Origin of the sequence: Micromonospora orduensis (assembly GCF_006228125.1) — a bacterium.
GTDB lineage: Bacteria > Actinomycetota > Actinomycetes > Mycobacteriales > Micromonosporaceae > Micromonospora > Micromonospora orduensis.
This window is the reverse complement of record NZ_VDFY01000157.1, coordinates 1-19,773: the sequence shown is the minus strand read 5'-3', so window position 1 is coordinate 19,773 and position 19,773 is coordinate 1. Positions and strand designations below refer to the sequence as shown.

At 73.7% G+C, this 19,773-nt stretch carries 16 protein-coding genes and 1 pseudogene; 14 read left to right on the top strand and 3 right to left on the bottom strand.

All coding sequences use genetic code 11. The annotated features are described in order from the left end of the window. Positions 1-187: 187 nt before the first annotated feature. Together FHG89_RS15245 and FHG89_RS15240 are read left to right on the top strand one after the other, a co-directional pair. Positions 188-2,245, top strand: coding sequence for a serine/threonine-protein kinase (locus FHG89_RS15245; RefSeq protein WP_139585046.1), 2,058 nt, complete (start codon positions 188-190; stop codon positions 2,243-2,245). 48 nt (positions 2,246-2,293) lie between these two features. Continuing rightward, positions 2,294-3,961, top strand: a complete 1,668-nt coding sequence (locus FHG89_RS15240; protein WP_139585045.1) for a phospho-sugar mutase — start codon at positions 2,294-2,296, stop codon at positions 3,959-3,961. A 174-nt stretch (positions 3,962-4,135) separates the two neighbouring features. On the opposite strand, the gene FHG89_RS15235 is transcribed toward FHG89_RS15240, so the two are convergent. Both FHG89_RS15235 and upp read right to left on the bottom strand, forming a co-directional pair. Then, positions 4,136-4,813, bottom strand: a complete 678-nt coding sequence (locus FHG89_RS15235; protein ID WP_139585044.1) for a GOLPH3/VPS74 family protein — start codon at positions 4,811-4,813, stop codon at positions 4,136-4,138. A 74-nt stretch (positions 4,814-4,887) separates the two neighbouring features. Next, positions 4,888-5,520: a uracil phosphoribosyltransferase gene (gene upp / locus FHG89_RS15230; RefSeq protein WP_139585043.1), complete on the bottom strand. Its 633-nt coding sequence runs from the start codon at positions 5,518-5,520 to the stop codon at positions 4,888-4,890. A 127-nt stretch (positions 5,521-5,647) separates the two neighbouring features. Between upp and deoC the strand changes: the two genes are divergently transcribed. The 10 genes from deoC to FHG89_RS15180 all read left to right on the top strand — a co-directional run bounded on the left by deoC (position 5,648) and on the right by FHG89_RS15180 (position 17,133). Further along, the gene (gene deoC / locus FHG89_RS15225; RefSeq protein WP_139585042.1) at positions 5,648-6,607 is read left to right on the top strand and encodes a deoxyribose-phosphate aldolase; all 960 of its coding nucleotides are present in this window, start codon (positions 5,648-5,650) and stop codon (positions 6,605-6,607) included. Between the two features lie 6 nt (positions 6,608-6,613). Further along, entirely contained in the window at positions 6,614-8,044 is a 1,431-nt protein-coding gene (locus FHG89_RS15220; protein WP_139585041.1) for an aldehyde dehydrogenase family protein, read from the top strand. Next, a complete protein-coding gene (locus tag FHG89_RS15215; protein WP_139585040.1) occupies positions 8,037-8,861 on the top strand; it encodes an aldehyde dehydrogenase family protein in 825 nt (274 codons plus the stop codon). The genes FHG89_RS15220 and FHG89_RS15215 overlap by 8 nt, the downstream gene beginning before the upstream one ends. Positions 8,862-9,142: 281 nt before the next feature. Further along, entirely contained in the window at positions 9,143-9,601 is a 459-nt protein-coding gene (locus tag FHG89_RS15210; RefSeq protein ID WP_139585039.1) for a BlaI/MecI/CopY family transcriptional regulator, read from the top strand. An 8-nt stretch (positions 9,602-9,609) separates the two neighbouring features. Next, positions 9,610-10,515: a M56 family metallopeptidase gene (locus tag FHG89_RS15205; RefSeq protein WP_139585038.1), complete on the top strand. Its 906-nt coding sequence runs from the start codon at positions 9,610-9,612 to the stop codon at positions 10,513-10,515. A 158-nt stretch (positions 10,516-10,673) separates the two neighbouring features. After that, a complete protein-coding gene (locus FHG89_RS15200; protein WP_139585037.1) occupies positions 10,674-11,924 on the top strand; it encodes a cytochrome ubiquinol oxidase subunit I in 1,251 nt (416 codons plus the stop codon). Between the two features lie 11 nt (positions 11,925-11,935). Continuing rightward, entirely contained in the window at positions 11,936-12,943 is a 1,008-nt protein-coding gene (locus FHG89_RS15195; protein ID WP_139585036.1) for a cytochrome d ubiquinol oxidase subunit II, read from the top strand. After that, positions 12,940-14,616 (top strand): thiol reductant ABC exporter subunit CydD, encoded by a 1,677-nt coding sequence (gene cydD / locus FHG89_RS15190; protein WP_139585035.1) that lies wholly within the window; start codon positions 12,940-12,942, stop codon positions 14,614-14,616. Before FHG89_RS15195 ends, cydD begins: the two co-directional genes overlap by 4 nt. After that, entirely contained in the window at positions 14,613-16,391 is a 1,779-nt protein-coding gene (gene cydC, locus FHG89_RS15185; protein ID WP_139585034.1) for a thiol reductant ABC exporter subunit CydC, read from the top strand. The genes cydD and cydC overlap by 4 nt, the downstream gene beginning before the upstream one ends. 67 nt (positions 16,392-16,458) lie before the next feature. Next, on the top strand, positions 16,459-17,133 hold the full coding sequence (locus FHG89_RS15180) for a permease prefix domain 1-containing protein (protein ID WP_139585033.1): 675 nt from the start codon (positions 16,459-16,461) through the stop codon (positions 17,131-17,133). 32 nt (positions 17,134-17,165) lie between these two features. On the opposite strand, the gene FHG89_RS15175 is transcribed toward FHG89_RS15180, so the two are convergent. Further along, positions 17,166-17,507 carry a PadR family transcriptional regulator gene (locus tag FHG89_RS15175; RefSeq protein ID WP_139585032.1) on the bottom strand — a complete coding sequence of 114 codons (342 nt, stop codon included), beginning with the start codon at positions 17,505-17,507 and terminating at the stop codon, positions 17,166-17,168. A gap of 160 nt (positions 17,508-17,667) precedes the next feature. On the opposite strand from FHG89_RS15175, the gene FHG89_RS15170 reads away from it, so the two are divergent. Together FHG89_RS15170 and FHG89_RS15165 are read left to right on the top strand one after the other, a co-directional pair. Then, on the top strand, positions 17,668-18,630 hold the full coding sequence (locus tag FHG89_RS15170) for a DNA primase (RefSeq protein WP_139585031.1): 963 nt from the start codon (positions 17,668-17,670) through the stop codon (positions 18,628-18,630). Between the two features lie 39 nt (positions 18,631-18,669). Next, positions 18,670-19,773 (top strand): annotated as a pseudogene (locus FHG89_RS15165) (transposase); the annotation flags it as partial.

Genomic DNA, 19,773 nt, shown 5'->3' with positions numbered 1-19,773 from the left:
CCGGGCTTGTCGTCGGGTGAGGGATACCGCACACTGCGTCCCGACCGGTCGACAGGAGGTGAACGACAGGGCACGTTCTGTCGACTTCGATAAACGCCCGTCGCGTCGGCTTTCATATCGGGCGTCGGACCCAGCAAGATAGGGGGGTTGTGTCCCAGCCCCCTCGATTTCCCCCGGTGGCTTTTCTGTGACTCAGATCCCGACGTGGAGCGGCGGACCAGTCAGTCCCGCCAACGGCCGCGCAGCACCCGGCACCACCATCGGTGACCGGTACTCGCTGCGGTCCTCGGTGGGCAACGGCGGCATGGGTACGGTGTGGCGCGCCACAGACACGCTGCTGCGCCGTGACGTGGCGGTGAAGGAGGTCGTCCTGCCCCCGGGGCTGGCCCCCAGCGACCGCGACGCCATGTACGAACGCACCCTGCGCGAGGCCCGCGCCGCCGCCGCGATCCAGCACCCGGCCGTGGTGCAGGTGTACGACGTGGTCACCGAGGCCGGTCGCCCGTGGATCGTGATGGAACTGCTGGACGCGCGCAGCCTCGCCGACATGGTGATCGAGGACGGGCCTGTCGCTCCCCGCGCCGTCGCCAAGATCGGCATCGCGCTGCTCGGGGCGCTGGAGGTCGCGCACGCGATCGGCGTGCTGCACCGCGACGTCAAGCCGGCGAACGTGCTCATCTGCACCGACGGCCGCTGCGTGCTTACCGACTTCGGTGTGGCCCGGATGCCCACCGACGTGCAGCTCACCACCCCCGGCATGGTGCTCGGCTCGCCGCACTTCATCTCGCCCGAGCGGGCCATGGGCCAGGAGTTCGGCCCACCGAGCGACCTGTTCTCGCTGGGTGTGACCCTCTACACGGCGGTCGAGGGACGGCCGCCGTTCGACAAGGGCGACCCGATCGAGACCATGCACGCCGTGGTCGAGGACCCGCCGGCCCCGCCGCAGCGCAGCGGCCCGCTGACCCGGGTGCTGATGGGCCTGCTGGAGAAGGACCCGGCCCGCCGGCTGGACGTGCACACCTCCCGGGCCATGCTCCGCGAGCTGCTCGCCGGCCCGCTGGGCAGCACCGCCACCGCCGTGCACTCGGTCACCGACCCGTACGCCGTGGTGCCGGTGCAGCAGCGCCCCGCACCCGTACACCCGCCGGCGCAGCCGGAGCCGAAGCCGGACAACCAGATCGGCGGCCGGGCGATGCTGGCCCCCGACGAGTCCCTGACCGACCGGTTGGCGGCGCTGCGTCGCGGCGAGCGCCCGCAGCCGGCCGCCCCCACCGGCGCCACCGGGCTCGACGTGACAAGCGCCGACGCGCTGGCCGGCCCGCTGCACACGCCGACCGGCGCGATGCCCGCCCCCGGGCGGCCCGCCGTCGGGCGCACCTACGGCGGCAACGCCGACGCCACCCAGCGGGTGGACGCCGGCGCGCACCCGGACGCCACCCAGCGGGTCACCTACGGCAACCAGTCCGACGCCACCCAGCAGGTCGGGTACGGCGGCGCACCGGAGGCCACCCAGCGCGTCGGGGGCACCTACGGCGGCGGCAACCAGTGGTCGGTGCCGGGCACCGGCCAGCCCTGGACGACGCCCGCCCCGTCGGGTGGTGGCGCGCTCGGCAAGGTCCGCGCCACCGGGGGCCAACTGGTCAGCACGGTCAAGGGCTGGCCACGCAAGGTCCAGCTCGCCGCGGCCGGCGGGCTGGCCGTCGTGCTGCTGATCACGGCGGTGGCGCTCTCCGGCGGCGACGACCCGGCCCCGAGCACCCCGCAGGCGCAGCCCACTCCGTCCGCCGCCGCGGGCCCCGGAGTGGAGATGCAGGAGCACGCCGCCCGCGGCATCCAGGTCATGGTGCCGAAGGGCTGGAAGAAGGCCACCGGCGGTTCCTACACGGACTACATCGACCCGGAGGACAGCGGCCGCAAGGTTCGCATCATCACCGAGAAGTGGTCCAGCAGCTCCACCCGGTGGGCGGAGACGGCCGAAAACGGTCTGAAGACCAGGAGCACCTCCTGCGTCAAGCCCTACAACCAGATCACCTCGACGGAGACGGAGCTGGCCGACAAGCCGGCCGCCGAATTCGAGTACACCTGTGGCGAGGGCGACAGCATGCGGCACGGCGTCTGGCGGGGTGTGGCGCAGGACGGCAAGGCGTACTCGTTCTACCTGACCGCCACCGACGCCAAGTTCGCCGAGAGCAAGCCCATCTTCGACGAGATGGTGCGCACGTTCCAGCTCACCGGGGACGGCTGAGCCGGAGGGAACCGACAGCGGTGATCCGCCGCCGTGCTATCAAGGGGCATGGCGGCGGACACCACTGACATCGACGACATTCGCGAGCAAGCCCGGCGCTGGCTGGCCGACGACCCGGACCCGGCCAGCCGGGACGAGCTGACGGCGGTGCTCGACGCGCTGCCGTCGAGCGCCCCCGACCTGGCCGACCGGTTCGCCGGGCCGCTCACCTTCGGCACCGCGGGCCTACGCGGGCCGCTGCGCGCCGGGCCCAACGGGATGAACCTGGCCGTGGTCACCCGGGCAGCCGCCGGCCTGGTCGACTGGCTCGCCGCCCAGGGCGGCACCGGCCCCCTGGTGATCGGGTACGACGCCCGGCACGGCTCCCGGCAGTTCGCCGAGCGCACCGCCCAGGTGGCCACCGGGGTGGGGCGCCCCGCGCTGCTGCTGCCGCGCCCGCTGCCCACCCCCGTCCTGGCGTACGCGGTGCGCCAGCTCGGCGCGGTCGCCGGTGTGATGGTGACGGCCAGCCACAACCCTCCGCAGGACAACGGCTACAAGGTCTACCTGGGTGCCGAGCTGGGCGGTGAGCTGGGCGCGGGAGCGCAGATCGTGCCTCCCGCAGACGCCGGCATCGAGGCCGCCATCCGGGCGGTCGGCCCACTGACCGAGGTGCCGCTGGGCGCGCCCGGTCAGGTGCTCGGCGACGACCTGGTCGCCTCGTACGTCGAACAGGCGACCGCGGTGATCGACCCGGACGGGCCGCGGGACCTGACCGTGGCGTACACCCCGCTGCACGGGGTGGGCGCGGCGGTGCTCACCGCCGCGTTCGCCCGCGCCGGTTTCCCGGTGCCCGGTGTGGTGCCCGACCAGGCCGAGCCGGACCCGGCGTTCCCCACCGTGTCGTTCCCCAACCCGGAGGAGCCGGGCGCGGTGGACCGGCTGATCGCCCTCGCCGACTCGACCGGCGCGGACCTCGCCATCGCCAACGACCCGGACGCGGACCGCTGCGCCGTGGTGGTCCGGGACGACCGCGACGGCTGGCGGATGCTGCGCGGCGACGAGGTCGGTGTCCTGCTCGCCGACCACCTGATGCGGCGCGGGGTGACCGGGCTGTACGCGACGACCATCGTCTCGTCGTCCATGCTGCGGGCCATGTGCGCGGCCCGGGGCCTGCCGTACGACGAGACGCTCACCGGCTTCAAGTGGATCGTCCGGGCCGGCGGCGGGAGCGCGCCACTGGTCTTCGGCTACGAGGAGGCGCTGGGCTACTGCGTCGCCCCGCAGCACGTACGGGACAAGGACGGCATCACGGCCGCGCTGACCGTGGCGGAGCTCGCCGCCGGCCTCAAGGCGCAGGGTCGTACGCTCACCGACCGGCTGGACGAGCTCGCCGCGGAGTTCGGCGTGCACCACACCGACCAGCTCTCCGTCCGGGTGGACGATCTGCGGCTGATCGCCGACGCGATGGCCCGGATCCGGGCAGCCACCCCGGCGACCCTGCTCGGGCAGCCGGTGGACAGCGCCAAGGATCTGCTGCCCGAGTCGGACGTGGTGATCCTGCGCACCGCCACGGCCCGGGTGGTGATCCGCCCGTCCGGGACCGAGCCGAAGCTCAAGGCGTACCTGGAGGTGGTGGAACCGGTCGTGGACGGTGACGTCCCGGCGGCCCGCGGCCGCGCGGCGTCGGCCGTCACCGCGCTGCGCGCCGAGGTCAGCGCTGCCCTGGGCATCTGAACCCCGCAGCCCCACCCGCGACGCGTCCGCCCTTTGCTCTGCACCCGCGGAGGCACCACGCACCTGTCGGTGGGTGGTGCCTAGGTGGGTGCAGAGCAAAGGGCACGCCGCGCGGTGAGCGGTGCCTAGGTGGGTGCAGAGCAAAGGGCACGCCGCGCGGGGTGGGCCCGACGGTCAGCGGCGGGGGCCGAGGGCCTGGTCGACGGCGCGGCCCAGGGCCGCCACGACCAGGCCCACCGACGGCCGTACCACCGAGTCGTCGGCGCTCACCTCGCCGGAGAACCCGGCGCCGGTGGCGATCTCCTCCAGCCGGCGGCGGGCGTCGGCGGCGGTCTCGCCGCTCACCCCCAGCGCGGTCTCCATCCGCAGCACCACGACCAGGGTGGCAAGCGCGGCGGTCCGCTCGTCCGGAGCCGCCACGCCGGTCAGCGCCTCGGTGAGCCGTTGGCGGGTGTCCGCCTCGACGGACCTGTCCACCACCGGGTAGCGGTGCACGTGGATGAAGCCCAGCTCGGTCTCGTCGACGTCCCGGACGACACCCTGGGTGCACAGGTCGCCGAGGATCCGGTCGCGCAGGCCGTGCCGCAGACGCTGCACCCAGGACGCCGGCGTGTGCGGGGTGTCGGCGGCGATCCGGCCCAGCACCTCGTCGGCGACCGGCTCGCCGGTGGGCATCGGGTCGACCACGGTCAGGGAGCCGTCGGCGTACGCGATCCGACCGGCCAGGGCCAGCTCGACCAGCACCGCCGCGGCCATGCCGAGGTCCAGGCTGATCCGCGGCATGGTCGCCTTGCCGGTCGTGTCGTCGTAGGCGAGGAGCAGCAGCTCCTCGGCGAGCGCAACACCAGTCATGGCCGGAGACGCTAGCGGGTCCGCGCCACACCGCGCGCGAACCCGCCGGACCCGGCACCGACCGGGGTGACGCGTCAGAACCGGGGCATGCCGCCGAACTGGCGGTCGCCGGCGTCGCCGAGCCCCGGGACGATGAACTTGCGGTCGTTCAGCCCCTCGTCGATCGACGCCGTGACCAGGCGCAACGGCAGGCCGGAGCGTTCCAGGCGCTCGATTCCGACCGGCGCGGCGAGGACGCAGAGCACGGTGATGTCGGTGCAGCCCCGGTCGGCGAGCAGCCGGCAGCAGTGCTCCAGCGAGCCGCCGGTGGCAAGCATCGGGTCGAGCACCAGCACCGGCAGACCGGCCAGGTCCCGGGGCAGCGACTCCATGTACGCGCGCGGCTCGTAGGTCTCCTCGTCGCGGGCCAGGCCGACGAAGCCCATCGAGGACTCCGGCAGCAGCCCCAGCGCGGCGTCCGCCATGCCCAGGCCGGCCCGCAGCACCGGGACCAGCAGCGGCGGGTTGGCCAGCCGGGTGCCCTCGGTGCCGGTGACGGGCGTCTGCACCGGGTACCGCTCGACGGGGAAGGAGCGCGCCGCCTCGTACACCAGCATGGTGGTCAGTTCGTGCAGCGACGCCCGAAACGTCGACGAATCGGTGCGCGCGTCCCGCATGGCGGTCAGCCGGGCCTGGGCCAGCGGGTGGTCAATGACGTGTACGTCCACGATCGCTCAACCTACCGGTCCGTTGGGCGTCGCGGTGTGGCTGCGCTCGGTGCAGCGACGCCGCTCACGTCGGAGCGGCCCGGCGTGACCAAGATCACTCAGGGGTTTCGTGCGTAGACTTCGGGGCATGACGGCGACAACGACGTCGGCCCGGCCGGAACTCTCCGAGCTGGGACGATCCGAGACCGCTCTGCGGACCTTCCTGCACGGCCTACCCGGCGTGGACCAGGTCGGCGCGGAGCAGCGGGCGGCGCAGCTCGGCACCCGATCCATCAAGACCACCGCCAAGGCCCAGGCGATCGACCTGGCGATCCGCATGGTCGACCTGACGACCCTGGAGGGGGCGGACACCCCCGGCAAGGTGCGCGCGCTGGCCGCGAAGGCGCTGCGCCCGGACCCGGCCGACCCGTCGTGCCCGCACGTCGGCGCGGTCTGCGTCTACCCGGCGATGGTCCCGTACGTCGCCGAGGTGCTGGCCGGCAGCGGCGTGCACCTGGCCAGTGTGGCGACGGCGTTCCCCTCGGGTCAGGCCCCGCTGGAGATCAAGCTCGCCGACACCCGGGCCGCCGTCGCGGCCGGCGCCGACGAGATCGACATGGTGATCAACCGGGGTGCGTTCCTGGCCGGGCGCTACAAGGAGGTCTACGACGAGATCGTGGCCACCAAGGAGGCCTGCGGAGACGCCCACCTCAAGGTCATCCTGGAGACCGGCGAGCTGGCCACCTACGACAACGTGCGCCGCGCCTCGTGGCTCGCCATGCTGGCCGGCGGCGACTTCATCAAGACCTCCACCGGCAAGGTCCCGGTCGCGGCCACGCTGCCGGTGACCCTGGTGATGCTGGAGGCGGTCCGCGACTTCCGGGCGGCCACCGGGCGGCAGGTCGGCGTGAAGCCGGCCGGCGGCATCAAGACCACCAAGGACGCGATCAAGTACCTGGTGATGGTCAACGAGACCGTCGGCACTGACTGGCTCGACCCGGACTGGTTCCGCTTCGGCGCGTCCAGCCTGCTCAACGACCTGCTGATGCAGCGCACCAAGCTGACGACCGGCACCTACGCCGGTCCCGACTACTTCACCCTGGACTGATAGCCGATGTTCGAATACGCCCCCGCCCCCGAGTCCCGCTCGGTGGTGGACCTCAAACCCTCGTACGGGCTGTTCATCGACGGTAAGTTCGTCGACCCGACCGACGGTGGCAGCTTCAAGTCGATCAACCCCGCCTCCGAGGAGGTGCTGGCCGAGATCGCCGAGGCCGGCGCCGAGGACGTGGAGCGTGCGGTACGCGCCGCCCGCAAGGCGTACGACAAGGTCTGGGGTCCGATGCCGGGCCGCGACCGGGCGAAGTACCTGTTCCGGATCGCCCGGCTCATCCAGGAGCGCTCCCGCGAACTGGCCGTCCTGGAGTCCCTGGACAACGGCAAGCCGATCCGGGAGTCCCGGGACGTCGACCTGCCGCTGGTCGCCGCGCACTTCTTCTACTACGCCGGTTGGGCCGACAAGCTGGGTCATGCCGGCTTCGGATCCAACCCGCAGCCGATCGGTGTGGCCGCGCAGGTCATCCCGTGGAACTTCCCGCTGCTCATGCTGGCCTGGAAGATCGCCCCGGCGCTCGCGGCGGGCAACACGGTGGTGCTGAAGCCGGCCGAGACCACCCCGCTGACCGCGCTGCTGTTCGCGGAGATCTGCCAGCAGGCCGAGCTGCCCGCCGGTGTGGTCAACATCGTCACCGGCGCCGGGGACACCGGACGCGCCCTGGTCGAGCACCCCGGCGTGGACAAGGTGGCCTTCACCGGCTCCACCGAGGTCGGCCGGGCCATCGCCCGGTCCGTCGCCGGCACCCGCAAGAAGCTCACCCTGGAGCTGGGCGGCAAGGCCGCCAACATCGTCTTCGACGACGCCCCCATCGACCAGGCCGTCGAGGGCATCGTCAACGGCATCTTCTTCAACCAGGGGCACGTCTGCTGCGCCGGCTCCCGCCTGCTGGTGCAGGAGAACGTCGCCGACCGGGTGCTGGAGTCGCTGAAGCGGCGCATGGCCCAACTCCGGGTGGGCGACCCGCTGGACAAGAACACCGACGTCGGCGCGATCAACTCCGCCGCCCAGTTGGAGCGGATCCGCGAGCTGTCCGACGCCGGCTCCGCCGAGGGCGCCGAGCGCTGGTCACCGCCGTGCGAGCTGCCCGACCGCGGCTTCTGGTTCGCGCCCACCATCTTCACAGGCGTCACCCAGGCCCACCGGATCGCCCGCGAGGAGATCTTCGGCCCGGTGCTGTCGGTGCTCACCTTCCGCACCCCGGCCGAGGCCGTCGAGAAGGCCAACAACACGCCGTACGGGCTGTCGGCGGGGATCTGGACCGACAAGGGCTCCCGGATCCTGTGGATGGCCGACCGGCTGCGCGCCGGCGTGGTCTGGGCCAACACGTTCAACAAGTTCGACCCCACCTCGCCGTTCGGTGGTTACAAGGAGTCGGGCTACGGTCGCGAGGGCGGCCGGCACGGGCTGGAGGGGTACCTCAATGTCTGAGCGGGTCGCGGTACGCAAGACGTACAAGCTCTTCATCGGCGGGAAGTTCCCGCGCAGCGAGTCGGGACGGTCGTATCTCGTGCAGTCCTCGAATGTGTCACTGGCCTCCCGCAAGGACGCCCGGGACGCGGTCGTCGCCGCCCGCGCCGCCGTCAAGGGCTGGGCCGGCGCGACCGCGTACAACAGGGGTCAGATCCTCTACCGGGCCGCCGAGATGCTGGAGGGCCGCCGCGAGCAGTTCGTCGCCCTGGGCATCCCCGGCGACGAGGTGGACGCGGCCGTGGACCGCTGGGTCTGGTACGCCGGGTGGGCCGACAAGCTCGCCCAGGTGTACGGCGGCGCCAACCCGGTCGCCGGCCCGTACTTCAACATCTCCGCCCCCGAGCCGACAGGCGTGGTAGCGGTCGTCGCCCCGGAACGCCCGGCGCTGCTCGGCCTGGTCAGCGTGATCGCCCCGGCGATCGTCACCGGCAACACCGTGGTGGTGGCGGCGTCGCCGTCGGAGCCGCTGGCGGCGGTGACGCTGGCCGAGGTGCTCGCCACGTCCGACCTGCCCGGCGGGGTGGTCAACATCCTCACCGGCGCGATCACCGAGACCGCGCCGACGCTGGCCTCGCACATGGACGTCAACGCGATCGACCTGACCGGGGTGACCGACGCCTCGCTCGCCAGCGAGCTGGAGGTCAAGGCCGCGGAGAACCTCAAGCGGGTGCTCCGGCCGGCACCGGCCGACCACGACTGGTCCGCCGACCCGGGCCTGACCCGGATGACCACTCTGCTGGAGACGAAGACGGTCTGGCACCCCAAGGGGGTGTGATTCGCTCCCGGCCTTGGGGTTTTCCGGGGGAGCCCGCCCACTCCGGGCGGTCAGGCTTGATCCCTGCGTGGGCGGGCTCCCGCGGAAACCTGACGTGGGCCGGGTCCGTCGGGAGGGTCAGCTCGCGGGTACTACCTCGGGCCGGGTTGGCGGTCGAGGGCGCGTCGGTGCGGTGGCGCACTGCCGCGCCGGGCCGCCCCTCCGCCGGCCCGCTCTTCGCCCGCCCTCGTCGGCGGGACGGGACGGCGAGGGGGTCTACTACCGGGGGTAGGATTGGGTTTGTGACTCGGTTGGGCGATCTTGAGCGTGCGGTGATGGACGTGCTGTGGGACGTGGTCCCGGGCACGTCGGACGGCGTGACCGTGCGCGAGGTGGCCGACGCGCTCGACGGCCGTGAGCTGGCGTACACGACGGTGATGACCGTCCTGGACCGGCTCGCCGGCAAGGGCATGGTGCAGCGGGAACGCGAGGGTCGGGCCTGGCGGTACCGGCCGGCGGCCAGCCGTGAGGCGCACATCGCCCAGCTCATGCTCGACGCCCTCGACCTGGGCGGCAGCCGGGACGCCGCGCTCGTGCGATTCGCCCGCTCGGTCACCGGCACCGAGGCCGAGGTGCTGCGCGCGGCGCTGGGCAGCGAGGCCGGGCTGACCGCGACGGGCACCTCCGGCGGGGCCGAGCTGACCGATCGCGTGGACGGGCCGACGGGCCGGCGGGCGGCCGACGAGGCAGCGGAGCGGTAGGGCGCGCCATGGCGTACGCCGTGCACTTCGCCGCCACCATGCTGGCCTGCTATCTGACCGCTCAGGTGCTGGCCCGCTCCACCTGGACGTGGCGCAGCCCCCGGGTGGCGATCGTCTGCTGGCAGGCGGTCGGCCTGGCGCTGGGCCTGTCGGCGATGGGCCTGCCGATGGCGCTCGGGTTGAGCGCGTACGACCTGCCGACCGGAAGCGCGCTGCTCGCCCTGACCTCCGATCTCGCGCACGGCACCCTGCCTGTCGGGGAGACCGCCCTCCACCTGGCCGGTGTCGGGGTGGGCTTCGGCATCGGCGCGGTGCTGCTCACCACGACCGTGCGCAGCATCCACGGCACCGTCCGCGCCCAGCGCCGCCACCGGGACCTGCTCACCCTTGTCGCCCGGGACGACCCGGCCGCACCCGGCGCGCTCGTGCTGGACCATCCGAGCGCCGCCGCGTACTGCCTTCCGGGCGTGAAGCCGCAGGTGGTGGTGAGCGCCGGCACGTTGAGCCTGCTGGACCGGGCGGAGTTGGCCGCGGTGCTCAGCCACGAGCGGGCGCACGCCCACGAGCGGCACGATCTGGTGCTGCTGCCGTTCACCGCGCTCTGCCGGGCGTTGCCGTGGTTCGGCTGGGTGCGCGACGCGCACGAGCGGGTCGCCCTGCTGGTCGAGATGCGCGCCGACGACAAGGCGCGCGAGCTGCACGCCGAGGCGCCCCTTGCCGGCGCGCTGCGCCGGTTCGCCGCCGCCGGTCACCGGATCACCCCGGCCGGCGCGCTGGGCGTGGGCGACCGTGATCTGGACGTACGGGTGCAGCGCCTGCTGGTCGTCGACCGGCCGCCCCGGGTGCTCGGCGCCGTCGCCCTCGCGGTCGCCACCACACTGGTCGCCCTCCCGATCACCCTCTTCCTGTCCTGAGCTGACGGCCCTCGCCCCGATGCGGGGTCGAGTGCGACCTCCCTCACTTACTACATGTTGTAGTAGCATTTACTACGACACTATGTAGTAGTCAGACATGTAGCCAAGCTACGTGTAGGGTGGCTATGACAAGTGAGCCAACCTACGGAGGGCCGGCCATGGACACCCTGCTCCTCGCCCGCCTGCAGTTCGCCACCACGACCTCGATCCACTTCCTCTTCGTGGTGGTCACACTCGGGCTGGTGACCCTGCTGGTCGGGATGCAGACCGCCTGGGTGCTCACCGGCAACCCCAGGTGGGAACGGCTCACCCGGTACTGGGGGCAGCTCTACGTCATCAACTACGTGCTCGGCATCGCCACCGGCATCGTGATGGAGTTCCAGTTCGGGCTGAACTGGAGCGGCCTGTCGCGCTACGTCGGCAACGTCTTCGGCGCGCCGCTGGCCATCGAGACGCTTGTGGCGTTCTTCCTGGAGTCCACGTTCCTCGGGATGTGGATCTTCGGGTGGCACCGGCTCCGCAGGGGCGTCCACCTCGCGCTGCTCTGGGGCGTGGCCCTCACCGCGTACGCCTCGGCGTTCTGGATCATGGTGGCCAACTCCTGGCTGCAACACCCGGTCGGGTACGAGGTCCGCGACGGGATCGCCCACCTCACCGACTTCGGCGCGCTGCTCACCAACCCCAGCCTCGGCATGGCGTTCGGGCACGTGGTGTCCGCCGCGCTGCTGGTCGGCGGGATGCTGATGGCGGCCGTCAGCGCCTGGCACCTGATCCGGCGTACGCCCGACTTCGTGCTGTTCCGCACCTCACTGCGGATCGGCCTGGTCACCGCGGCGCTGGCCATCACGCTGGTACAGGGCTTCGGCTTCGCCCAGTTCGGCCCGGTCGGCGAGGTGCAGCCCACCAAGTTCGGCCAGGGTCCGGAGGCGCAGGAGCTGATCGCCGAGTGGACCATCCGGTTCGGCCCCGGCGACTACACCCCGCCGGTGCTGGCGAACGTCGGGCTGGGCTTCATGATCCTGATCGGTTTCACCCTCGGCTGCGTCTGGCTCCTGCTCCCGCTGCTCTTCCGGGACTGGGTCATCCGGCTGCGCTTCCCGCTCTGGCTGATCCTGCTCGCCCTGCCGCTGCCGTTCGTCGCGGTGATCCTCGGCTGGATCGCCCGTGAGGTCGGCCGTCAGCCCTGGGTGGCGTACGGGCTGCTCCCCACCGACCAGGCCGTCTCCCAGGTCGGCGCGCCGGTGATGCTCGCCTCGCTTATCGGCTTCAGCCTGCTGCTCGGCGCCCTCGCCGTCACCAACTGGGTGCTGCTCGCCCGGCACGCGGCGCGCGGCGCGGACGACCCGGCGCTCGGCCGTCCGCCGGCGCCGCCCAACGAGCCGGCCCATCCCGAACCCGCCCTCGCCTGAGGAGATCACCCGTGGACCTCGCCTGGTACGCCCTGCTCGGCCTCTTCTTCGCCGGCTACCTGGTGCTCGCCGGCTACGACTACGGCGTCGGGCTGCTGCTCGCCCGGGGTGGTGGCCCCACCGGGCGGCGGGCGGCCCTCACCGCGCTCGGCCCGTTCTTCCTCGGCAACGAGGTCTGGCTGGTGGCGGCCGTGGGGATCCTCTTCGGCGCGTTCCCGATGCTGGAGGGCGAGCTGCTGTCCGGCTGTTATCCGGCGGTCGCCGGAGCGCTGGTCGGGGTCATCCTGGTCACCGTCGGGGTGCAGTTGCGCAGCCGGCCGGCCGACGAGCGGATCCGGGCGCGCTGGGACCGGGTGGTGGTGGTCGGCAGCGTGCTCGCCGCGCTGGGCTGGGGCGTCCTGCTGGCCGCGCTTCTCCAGGGTGTGCCCCGCCAGACCAATGGGCACGTGGTAGGTATGGCGCACCTGGCCACCCCGTTCACGGCCGCCGCCGGGCTGGCCATGGTCGCGCTTGTCGCGGTGCACGGTGCGGCCTTCCTCACGCTGCGACTGCCGGCTGCCGACGCCGCAGTGGTCGGTCGCACCGCCCGCCGGCTGGTGCCGGTGGCGCTCGCCGCGGTAGCCGTGGCCACCGTCGTGGGCCTGCTCTCCGTTCGGGTACGCGACAGCGTCCAACGACCGGCGGTGGCCGTACTCCTGCCGGTGCTGCTGGCGGTGGCGCTGCTGGCGGCCCGCGCGGCGCTCAGCCGACGGCGGCCGGGGTGGGCTCTGGCCGCCACCGGCGTGGCCCTGGCGATGCCTGTGGCGCTGGTCGGCGCGGCCCTGTGGCCCTACGTGCTGGTGTCCACGACCGACCCGGGCGCCTCGCTGTCGGTGGCCGACGCGGCCGCGAGCACGCCGACGCTACGGCTGCTCGCCTGGGTGGCGCTGCCGCTGCTGCCGGCCCTACTAGGCTTCCAGGCGATGTGCTTGTGGGTTTTCCGGGGACGGACCGACGGCAGGGCACCGGTGTACTGGTGAACCGCCGTCCCTTCGACCCGCGTCTCCTGCGCCGGGTCCCCGCGGCCCGGCGCGACCTCGCCGTGCTCGCGCTGCTGGGTGTGCTCGCCGCCGGGCTGATCGTGGCGCAGGCCACCACGCTGGCGGCGGTGCTGGCCACCGCCTTCGACGGGCGGCTGGACCGGGCGGCGCTGGCCGGCTTCCTGGCCACTGTCGCCGCCCGGTCGGCGCTGGTCTGGGCGCAGGGGACGGTGTCGGCGCGGGTCGCCGCCACGGTCAAGGCCACGCTGCGCGCCGACCTGCTCGGCGCGGTCGGCCGGCACGGCCCGGGTTGGGTGGCCGGGCAGCGGGCCGGTCAGCTCGCCACCCTGGCCGGGCGTGGGCTGGACGCGCTGGACGCGTACTTCACCGGGTACCTGCCGCAGCTGGTGCTCAGCGTGACGGTGCCGCTTGCCGTGCTGGCCCGGATCGTCCTCGCCGACTGGAGTTCGGCGGTGATCATCGCGTTGACGCTGCCGCTGATCCCGGTCTTCGGGGCGCTGCTGGGCTGGCAGGCGCAGGCCGCCACCGAACGGCAGTGGCGGCGGCTCTCCCTGCTGGGCGGGCACTTCCTGGACATGGTCGCCGGGCTGCCCACGCTGCGCGCGTTCGGCCGCGCCCGGGCGCAGACCGAGGTGGTCCGCCGGATGGCCGACGGGCACCGGGTCGCCACCATGAAGACCCTCCGGATCGCGTTCCTGTCCGCGCTGGTGCTGGAGCTGGTCGCCACGCTGTCGGTGGCGCTGGTCGCGGTGCCGGTCGGCATCCGGCTGCTCGGCGGCGGCCTGGCCCTGCAGACGGCGCTGCTGGTGCTGCTGCTCACCCCGGAGGCGTACCTGCCGCTGCGGGCCGCCGGCAGCCGCTTCCACGCCAGCATGGAGGGGCTGGCCGCGCTGGACGAGGCGCTCACCGTCTCGGCGACGCCCACCCCTCCCCGGGCGGCCGAGGGCGCGGCCACCCCCGACGGGCGGGGCGAGATCCGGTTCGAGTCGGTGACAGTGGCGTACGAGCGGACCACCGCGCTGCGCGACGTGACCCTGACCATCCGACCCGGTGAACGGATCGCCGTCATCGGCCCGAGCGGCGCCGGCAAGAGCACGCTGCTCGGCCTGCTGCTCGGCTTCGTGACCCCGACCAGCGGCCGGATCACCGTCGACGGCGTGGACCTCGCCGCCGCCGACCCGGACGCCTGGCGTCGGCAGCTCGCCTGGGTGCCGCAGCGCGCCCACCTCTTCGCCGCCTCGCTGGCCGACAACATCCGCCTCGGCGCGCCGGACACTTCACCGGAGGCGCTCACCGCGGCGGTACGCGACGCCGCCCTGGACGACGTGGTGGCCGGCCTGCCGGACGGACTGGACACGCTGCTCGGCGAACGCGGCCACGGACTGTCCAGCGGGCAGCGGCAACGGGTGGCCCTGGCCCGCGCGTTCCTCCGCGACGCCCCGGTGGTGCTACTCGACGAGCCCACCGCCCGTCTGGACACCGCCTCCGAGACGGTGGTGCTCGACGCCACCCGTCGGCTGGTCGCCGGGCGGACGGCGCTGCTCGTCGCGCACCGGCCCGCGCTGCTGGCCGACGCCGACCGGATCCTGCGGATCGAGGACGGTCGGCTCACCGAGCTGACACCGACGCCGATCGGGAAGGTGGCCCGATGACCGCGGCACCTGACATCGGCTCGCCACCGGCCGGACGGACGGCCGCCGAACGTGCGGTGCTGCGACTGGCCCGGCCGTACCTGAACCGGCTCGTCGGCGCGGGGCTGCTCGCCGCCGCCACCGAGTTCGCCGGGCTCGCCCTGATGGCCACGGCGACCTGGCTGCTGATGAGCGCCGCCGGCCAGCCGCCCCTGGACCGGCTCACCGTGGCGATCGTCGCGGTCCGGGCCCTCGCCATCAGCCGGGGCGTCCTCCGCTACACCGAACGGCTCGCCGGGCACGACGCGGTGCTCCGCATGATCACCGAAGTACGGGCCCGGGTCTTCGCCACCCTCGCCGCCCGCCGCACCGCCGGGCACCGCTCGGGGGACGTGTTGAGCCGGCTGGTCTCCGACGTCGAAGCAGTCCAGGACCTGCTACTGCGGGTGCTGGTGCCCGGCTCGGCGGCGGCCCTGGTCGGGGTGCTGGCCGTGGGCGGCGCGACGCTGATCTCACCGCTGGCCGGTGCGGCGCTCGCCGTCGGGCTGCTCGTCGCCGGGGTGGCGCTGCCCGCGCTGGCCACCGTGGTCACCCGACGCAGCGCGGCAGAGGTGGCCCCACTGCGCGGGGCGCTGGCCACCGACGCGGTCGACCTCACCCACGGCGCCGCCGACCTGGCCGCGTTCGGCGCCACCGACGCCGCCCTGCGCGCCGCCGAGCAGCGGGCCGGCCGGCTGGCCCGGCTGGAACGCCGGCTGGCCGCCACCGGGTTCGCGGTGGACGCGGCCGGGGTGCTTGTCGCCGGGCTGACCGCCGGCGCGGTGGTGCTGGCCGCGCTGGCCGCCGACGTACCGGGGGTGCTCGTCGGTGTGCTGGCCGTCGGCTCGCTCGCCGCCGTCGAGGTGGCGCTGGCCCTGGTCGCGGCGGCCCGACAGTGGACCCAGCTGCGCCCCGGACTGACCCGGGTGGCCGCCCTGCTCGACGAGGACGTGCCCACTCCCCCGACCGCCGAGGGCAGCCCCCACCCCGCCGGCCCGTACGACCTGCGCTTCGTCGAACTGGCCGTGCGGTACCGGGCCGGTGCCGCACCCGCCCTGGACGGCATCGACCTGGACCTGCCCGCCGGTCGACGGATCGCGGTGGTCGGCCCGAGCGGTGCCGGCAAGAGCACCCTGGCCGCCGTGCTGACCGGGGCGGTCCGGCCCACGTCCGGGCGGGTCGAGCTGGGCGGCCGGGACCTGTCGACGTACACCGAGCAGGAGTTGCCCCGCGCGGTCGGCGGGCTGCTCGCCGAGGCGTACGTCTTCCACGCCACCGTGCGGGAGAACCTCCTGCTCGGGCGCGCCGACGCGGGCGACGACGAGTTGGCCGCCGCCACCGCCGCCGCGGGCCTGCTGGACTGGGTACGCGCCCAGCCGGCGGGTTGGGACACCCTGGTCGGCGAGGAGGGCGGCCAGCTCTCCGGTGGTCAGCGGCAACGGCTCGCGCTCGCCCGGGCGCTGCTCGCCGCGCCGCCCGTGCTGGTGCTCGACGAGCCCACCGAGGGACTGGACCCGGCCGCGGCGGACGCGGTGCTCGCCTCCGCCCTCGCCGCCACCCCCGCCGGGCACTCGGTGCTGCTGATCAGCCACCGGCTCAGCGGCCTGGCCGAGCTGGACGAGATCGTCGTCCTCGACGGCGGCCGGGTGATCCAACGCGGCCGGCACGTCGACCTGGTCGCCGCCCCCGGCTGGTACCGGGACCAGTGGCTGCTCCAGGAGGCTGCCGAACGCGGGTACCTGGCGCTCGCCCCCTGAGCTGGCTCGGGGACGGACCAGGGTTCCCCCGGACGTCGGCGTCTCGAAGTCGTGGCAGGGTGGTGCCATGCCGCGCTGTGAGGACGTGTTGGTCGACGAGCACCTGCGCAAACTGGCCGCCCGGTTGCAGGGCCCGGCCCGCCTGAAGTCCGACCTGCTCACCGAGGCCCGGCACGGATTGCTGGACGCCGTCGAGGCGTACCGGGAGAGCGGGGTGCCGCCCACCGAGGCGCAGCGCCGCGCGGTGGCCGAGTTCGGCTCACCGGCGCAGCTGCTGCCGTCCTGGCAGGCCGAGCTGGCGACGGCCGCCCTGCGCGGGTTCTCCCTGCGGATGTTGGCGATCGCCGGGGTGGGGGTGGCCGCCGGCGACCTGACCTGGCGGGGGGCGAGCTGGAGCGACGGCCCCCGCCCGCCGGCCGTCTACCTGCTGCTCTCCGCCACGGTCAACTGGATCTGGATGGGCGCGCTGCTGCTCTCCGTGGCCGGTCTGCTGGTGGTCGCGGCGAGCGCCCGTACGGCACGACCGGGCCTGGCCACCGCACAGCGCGCGGTGGGTGTCGCCCTGACCGGTGTGCTGGCCCTGGGGGTGCTGGCCGGCGGCGCGCTCTTCGCCTGGTCACTCGACCTCTGGGAGGCGGCGCTGAGCTGGCCTCCGATGATCATCGGCGTGGTGCTGGCCGGCGCCGCCTACTTCTCGCTGGCCCGCGCGGCACGCGGCTGGGTGCTGGCCACCGCGCGCTGAGACGTCCCGACCGCACCGGGCGCCGGGCACGCTCAGACCGGGGCGCCGGGCGCGGTGCCGGGGTCGAGGAAACGGCCGACCGTCGACTGGAACTCGCGCCAGCCGGCGCGCTCCCCGGCCAGCGCCCGCCGGCCGGCGTCGGTGAGCTGGTACGTCCGCCGCTCCCGCCCGTTGACAGTGCTCCACGTGCTCGCCACGTGCCCGGCCCGCTCCAGCCGCCTCAGCGCCGGATAGATGGTGCCGGTGGGCAGGTCGAGGCTGCCGTCACTGCGCGCCCGCAGGGCCTCGATGATGGCGTACCCGTGCAGCGCGCCCTGTTCGAGGACGGCGAGCAGCAGGGCGTCGAGGTGGCCGTGCAGCTCCTGCGCCTTCATGTGTAGCTACGCTACTTGTTAGGCGGCCGGTGCGCCACCGGTGGCGATCCGCAGGCCCGGGCGGTACGGGGAGACGCCATCGGGGTGCGGGCTCCGGTCTTCCCGAGCAGCCGACTAGGGTATGTGCCCAGAGTCACTCGCCGGTCCGAGACACCGGCGGGTGGGCAACCCGAAGCACACGGAGGTCAGCGTGGCCCGCCAGTCGCCCCAACGGCCCGACGCCGACGAGCCCGAGCTCGACGACACCACCGGCGCGGCCGAGCCAGATGACACCGAGGACACCGGCCGCGCGTCGACGTCGGCCGACCGGTCGCTCTGGGACGAGGTGCGGATCGACCCGGTGGAGATCGCCCTGCCCGCCGGCACCGGCTTCACGCTGCGCGCGTACCGGCCGGCGGGTGAGCTGACCCCGACCGACGTGACCGAGCGCGACCAGGACGACCCGTTCCTCGCCCGCCGTCAGGTGATCGAGGAGGAGGACGACGAGACCGTCGTCATCCTCGACGAGGAGCTGGCCGAGGAGTTCGCCGAGAGCGACGAGGACGAGCCGTCGCGGCGCCGCCGGGACGCCGACGCGACAGGCGACACCGAGACCGACGAGGCCGACGACGAGGACGCCACGGACGAGGCGGACGACGAGGAGGTGCCGGTCTTCCTCAGCCACCGGGGCAAGTTGCTGCTGTTCAAGACGCCCGAGTCGCTTGTCAGTTTCATCCGGTCCGGCGCGCCCAATGATCTGTCTCAACTGGACAGCTGGAATGAATTGTCCGAACGGGTGGAGCCGGCAGATATCGCGCCGCTCGACGAGGACACCTACGAACTCGACCTCGTCGTGGAGAACCTGCGCGGCGGTCACGACGCCTGGGATTCGACCCTGCTGATCGAGGCCGGCGAGATCGCCCGTGACCTCTCGTACGCGTTGCGGCTGCCTGCGGTACTCGACATGCTCTCCGCCGGCTCCAGCCTCGACAACCTGGACGAGGCGCTGCGGGCGACCGTCAACGGCGGGATCGGCGGCTTCATGGGCCGTCGGCGGCTGAAGAAGATCGGGGCACAGACCGCAAGTTTGGGCTGGCGCACCATTGTCGGCAAGATCTCTGCGGTGGTGGACTGGCGCGACTGACCCGTTCCGGGGAGCATCAGTTGCTGGCAGAGGAAAGACCTGTCCCGGGAGGAGGACGACGCCGTGGCGCTCGTGCGCGTGTACTGCGGTCTGGCCTCGGCGGATTCGGCTGACCGACCGGCCTCGGCCGGTTCGACGCTGACGTCCGCTGTGGTCGACGACGCAGGCCGTCTGCTGCATGTCTGCGAGATCAGCGACGACGCCGCTGGCTACGCCCAGCTCGTCGCGCTGCTCGTGGAGCGGTCGGGCGGGCCGAGCGGTGCGGCCATCGCCGCCGACAGCGACGACCACACGGTCACCTCGCTGTTGAGCGCGGCGGGTCGACCCCTGGCGATCGCCGACGACGACTCGGTGGACGACTTCGCCGAGCGGTTCGCCGACGACGACTCGCTGGAGGAGATGCAGTCGCCGCCTGCCGAACGACGCGCCGTGGGCCTGGCCCGCGCGTTGCAGGCGGGCGCGCTCTCCGCGGTCACGTTGCCCGCACCCCGGGACCTGGCCGGCTACAAGCAGGTGCTCGCCGCGCACGCCGCGCTGGCCAGTGGTCGGCACTCCGCCGCCGTGGCGCTGCGCGAGGTGCTGCGCGAGCTGTATCCGGCGGCGCTGCGCGCGTACCCGGATCCGGCCGAGCCGGTCTCCCTGGCGGTGCTGGACGCGCTTCCCGAGCCGGGCATGCTCGGCGGCACCGTCGCCCGGGGCCGTGAGGTGTCCGTCGCGGCGGACGCCATCGCCGCGCACCTCGCCGCGGACGGGGTGGCCGACGCCGACGAGATCAACGACGCGGTGACCGCGCTGCGGGTCGCCATCTCCGAGACGCCCCGCCGCGCGGCGGTGAACCGGGCGCTCACCTCCGCGGTGGCCGAGACGGTCCGCCAGGCGGTCGCCTCGGTCCGGGCCTGCGATGCCGGCTGCGAGGCGCTGGTGAGTGCTCTCGGCGCTCGCGTGAGCACGCCCGCGCCGACCCCCGGCCGACGCGCCGCCGCCCGCCGTGGCGAATCGGTCGGCGAGCTGTCCGGCCTGGGCAACACCGGCGCTGGCCTGAGCAACACCGGCGCTGGCCTGCGCGCGGTCCGGCCGACGCCGGCCGCCGCCGAGCAGGCCCCCACCGTGGGCCGGCGGAGCCGTCCCGAGCCCGCCCCGGGC

Coding starts and splice junctions, on each gene's coding strand:
- deoC (WP_139585042.1), top strand. CDS start 5,648: ATGACGGCGACAACGACGTCGGCCCGGCCGGAACTCTCCGAGCTGGGA.
- FHG89_RS15220 (WP_139585041.1), top strand. CDS start 6,614: ATGTTCGAATACGCCCCCGCCCCCGAGTCCCGCTCGGTGGTGGACCTC.
- FHG89_RS15240 (WP_139585045.1), top strand. CDS start 2,294: ATGGCGGCGGACACCACTGACATCGACGACATTCGCGAGCAAGCCCGG.
- FHG89_RS15235 (WP_139585044.1), bottom strand. CDS start 4,813: ATGACTGGTGTTGCGCTCGCCGAGGAGCTGCTGCTCCTCGCCTACGAC.
- cydC (WP_139585034.1), top strand. CDS start 14,613: ATGACCGCGGCACCTGACATCGGCTCGCCACCGGCCGGACGGACGGCC.
- FHG89_RS15180 (WP_139585033.1), top strand. CDS start 16,459: ATGCCGCGCTGTGAGGACGTGTTGGTCGACGAGCACCTGCGCAAACTG.
- FHG89_RS15205 (WP_139585038.1), top strand. CDS start 9,610: ATGGCGTACGCCGTGCACTTCGCCGCCACCATGCTGGCCTGCTATCTG.
- FHG89_RS15215 (WP_139585040.1), top strand. CDS start 8,037: ATGTCTGAGCGGGTCGCGGTACGCAAGACGTACAAGCTCTTCATCGGC.
- FHG89_RS15175 (WP_139585032.1), bottom strand. CDS start 17,507: ATGAAGGCGCAGGAGCTGCACGGCCACCTCGACGCCCTGCTGCTCGCC.
- FHG89_RS15200 (WP_139585037.1), top strand. CDS start 10,674: ATGGACACCCTGCTCCTCGCCCGCCTGCAGTTCGCCACCACGACCTCG.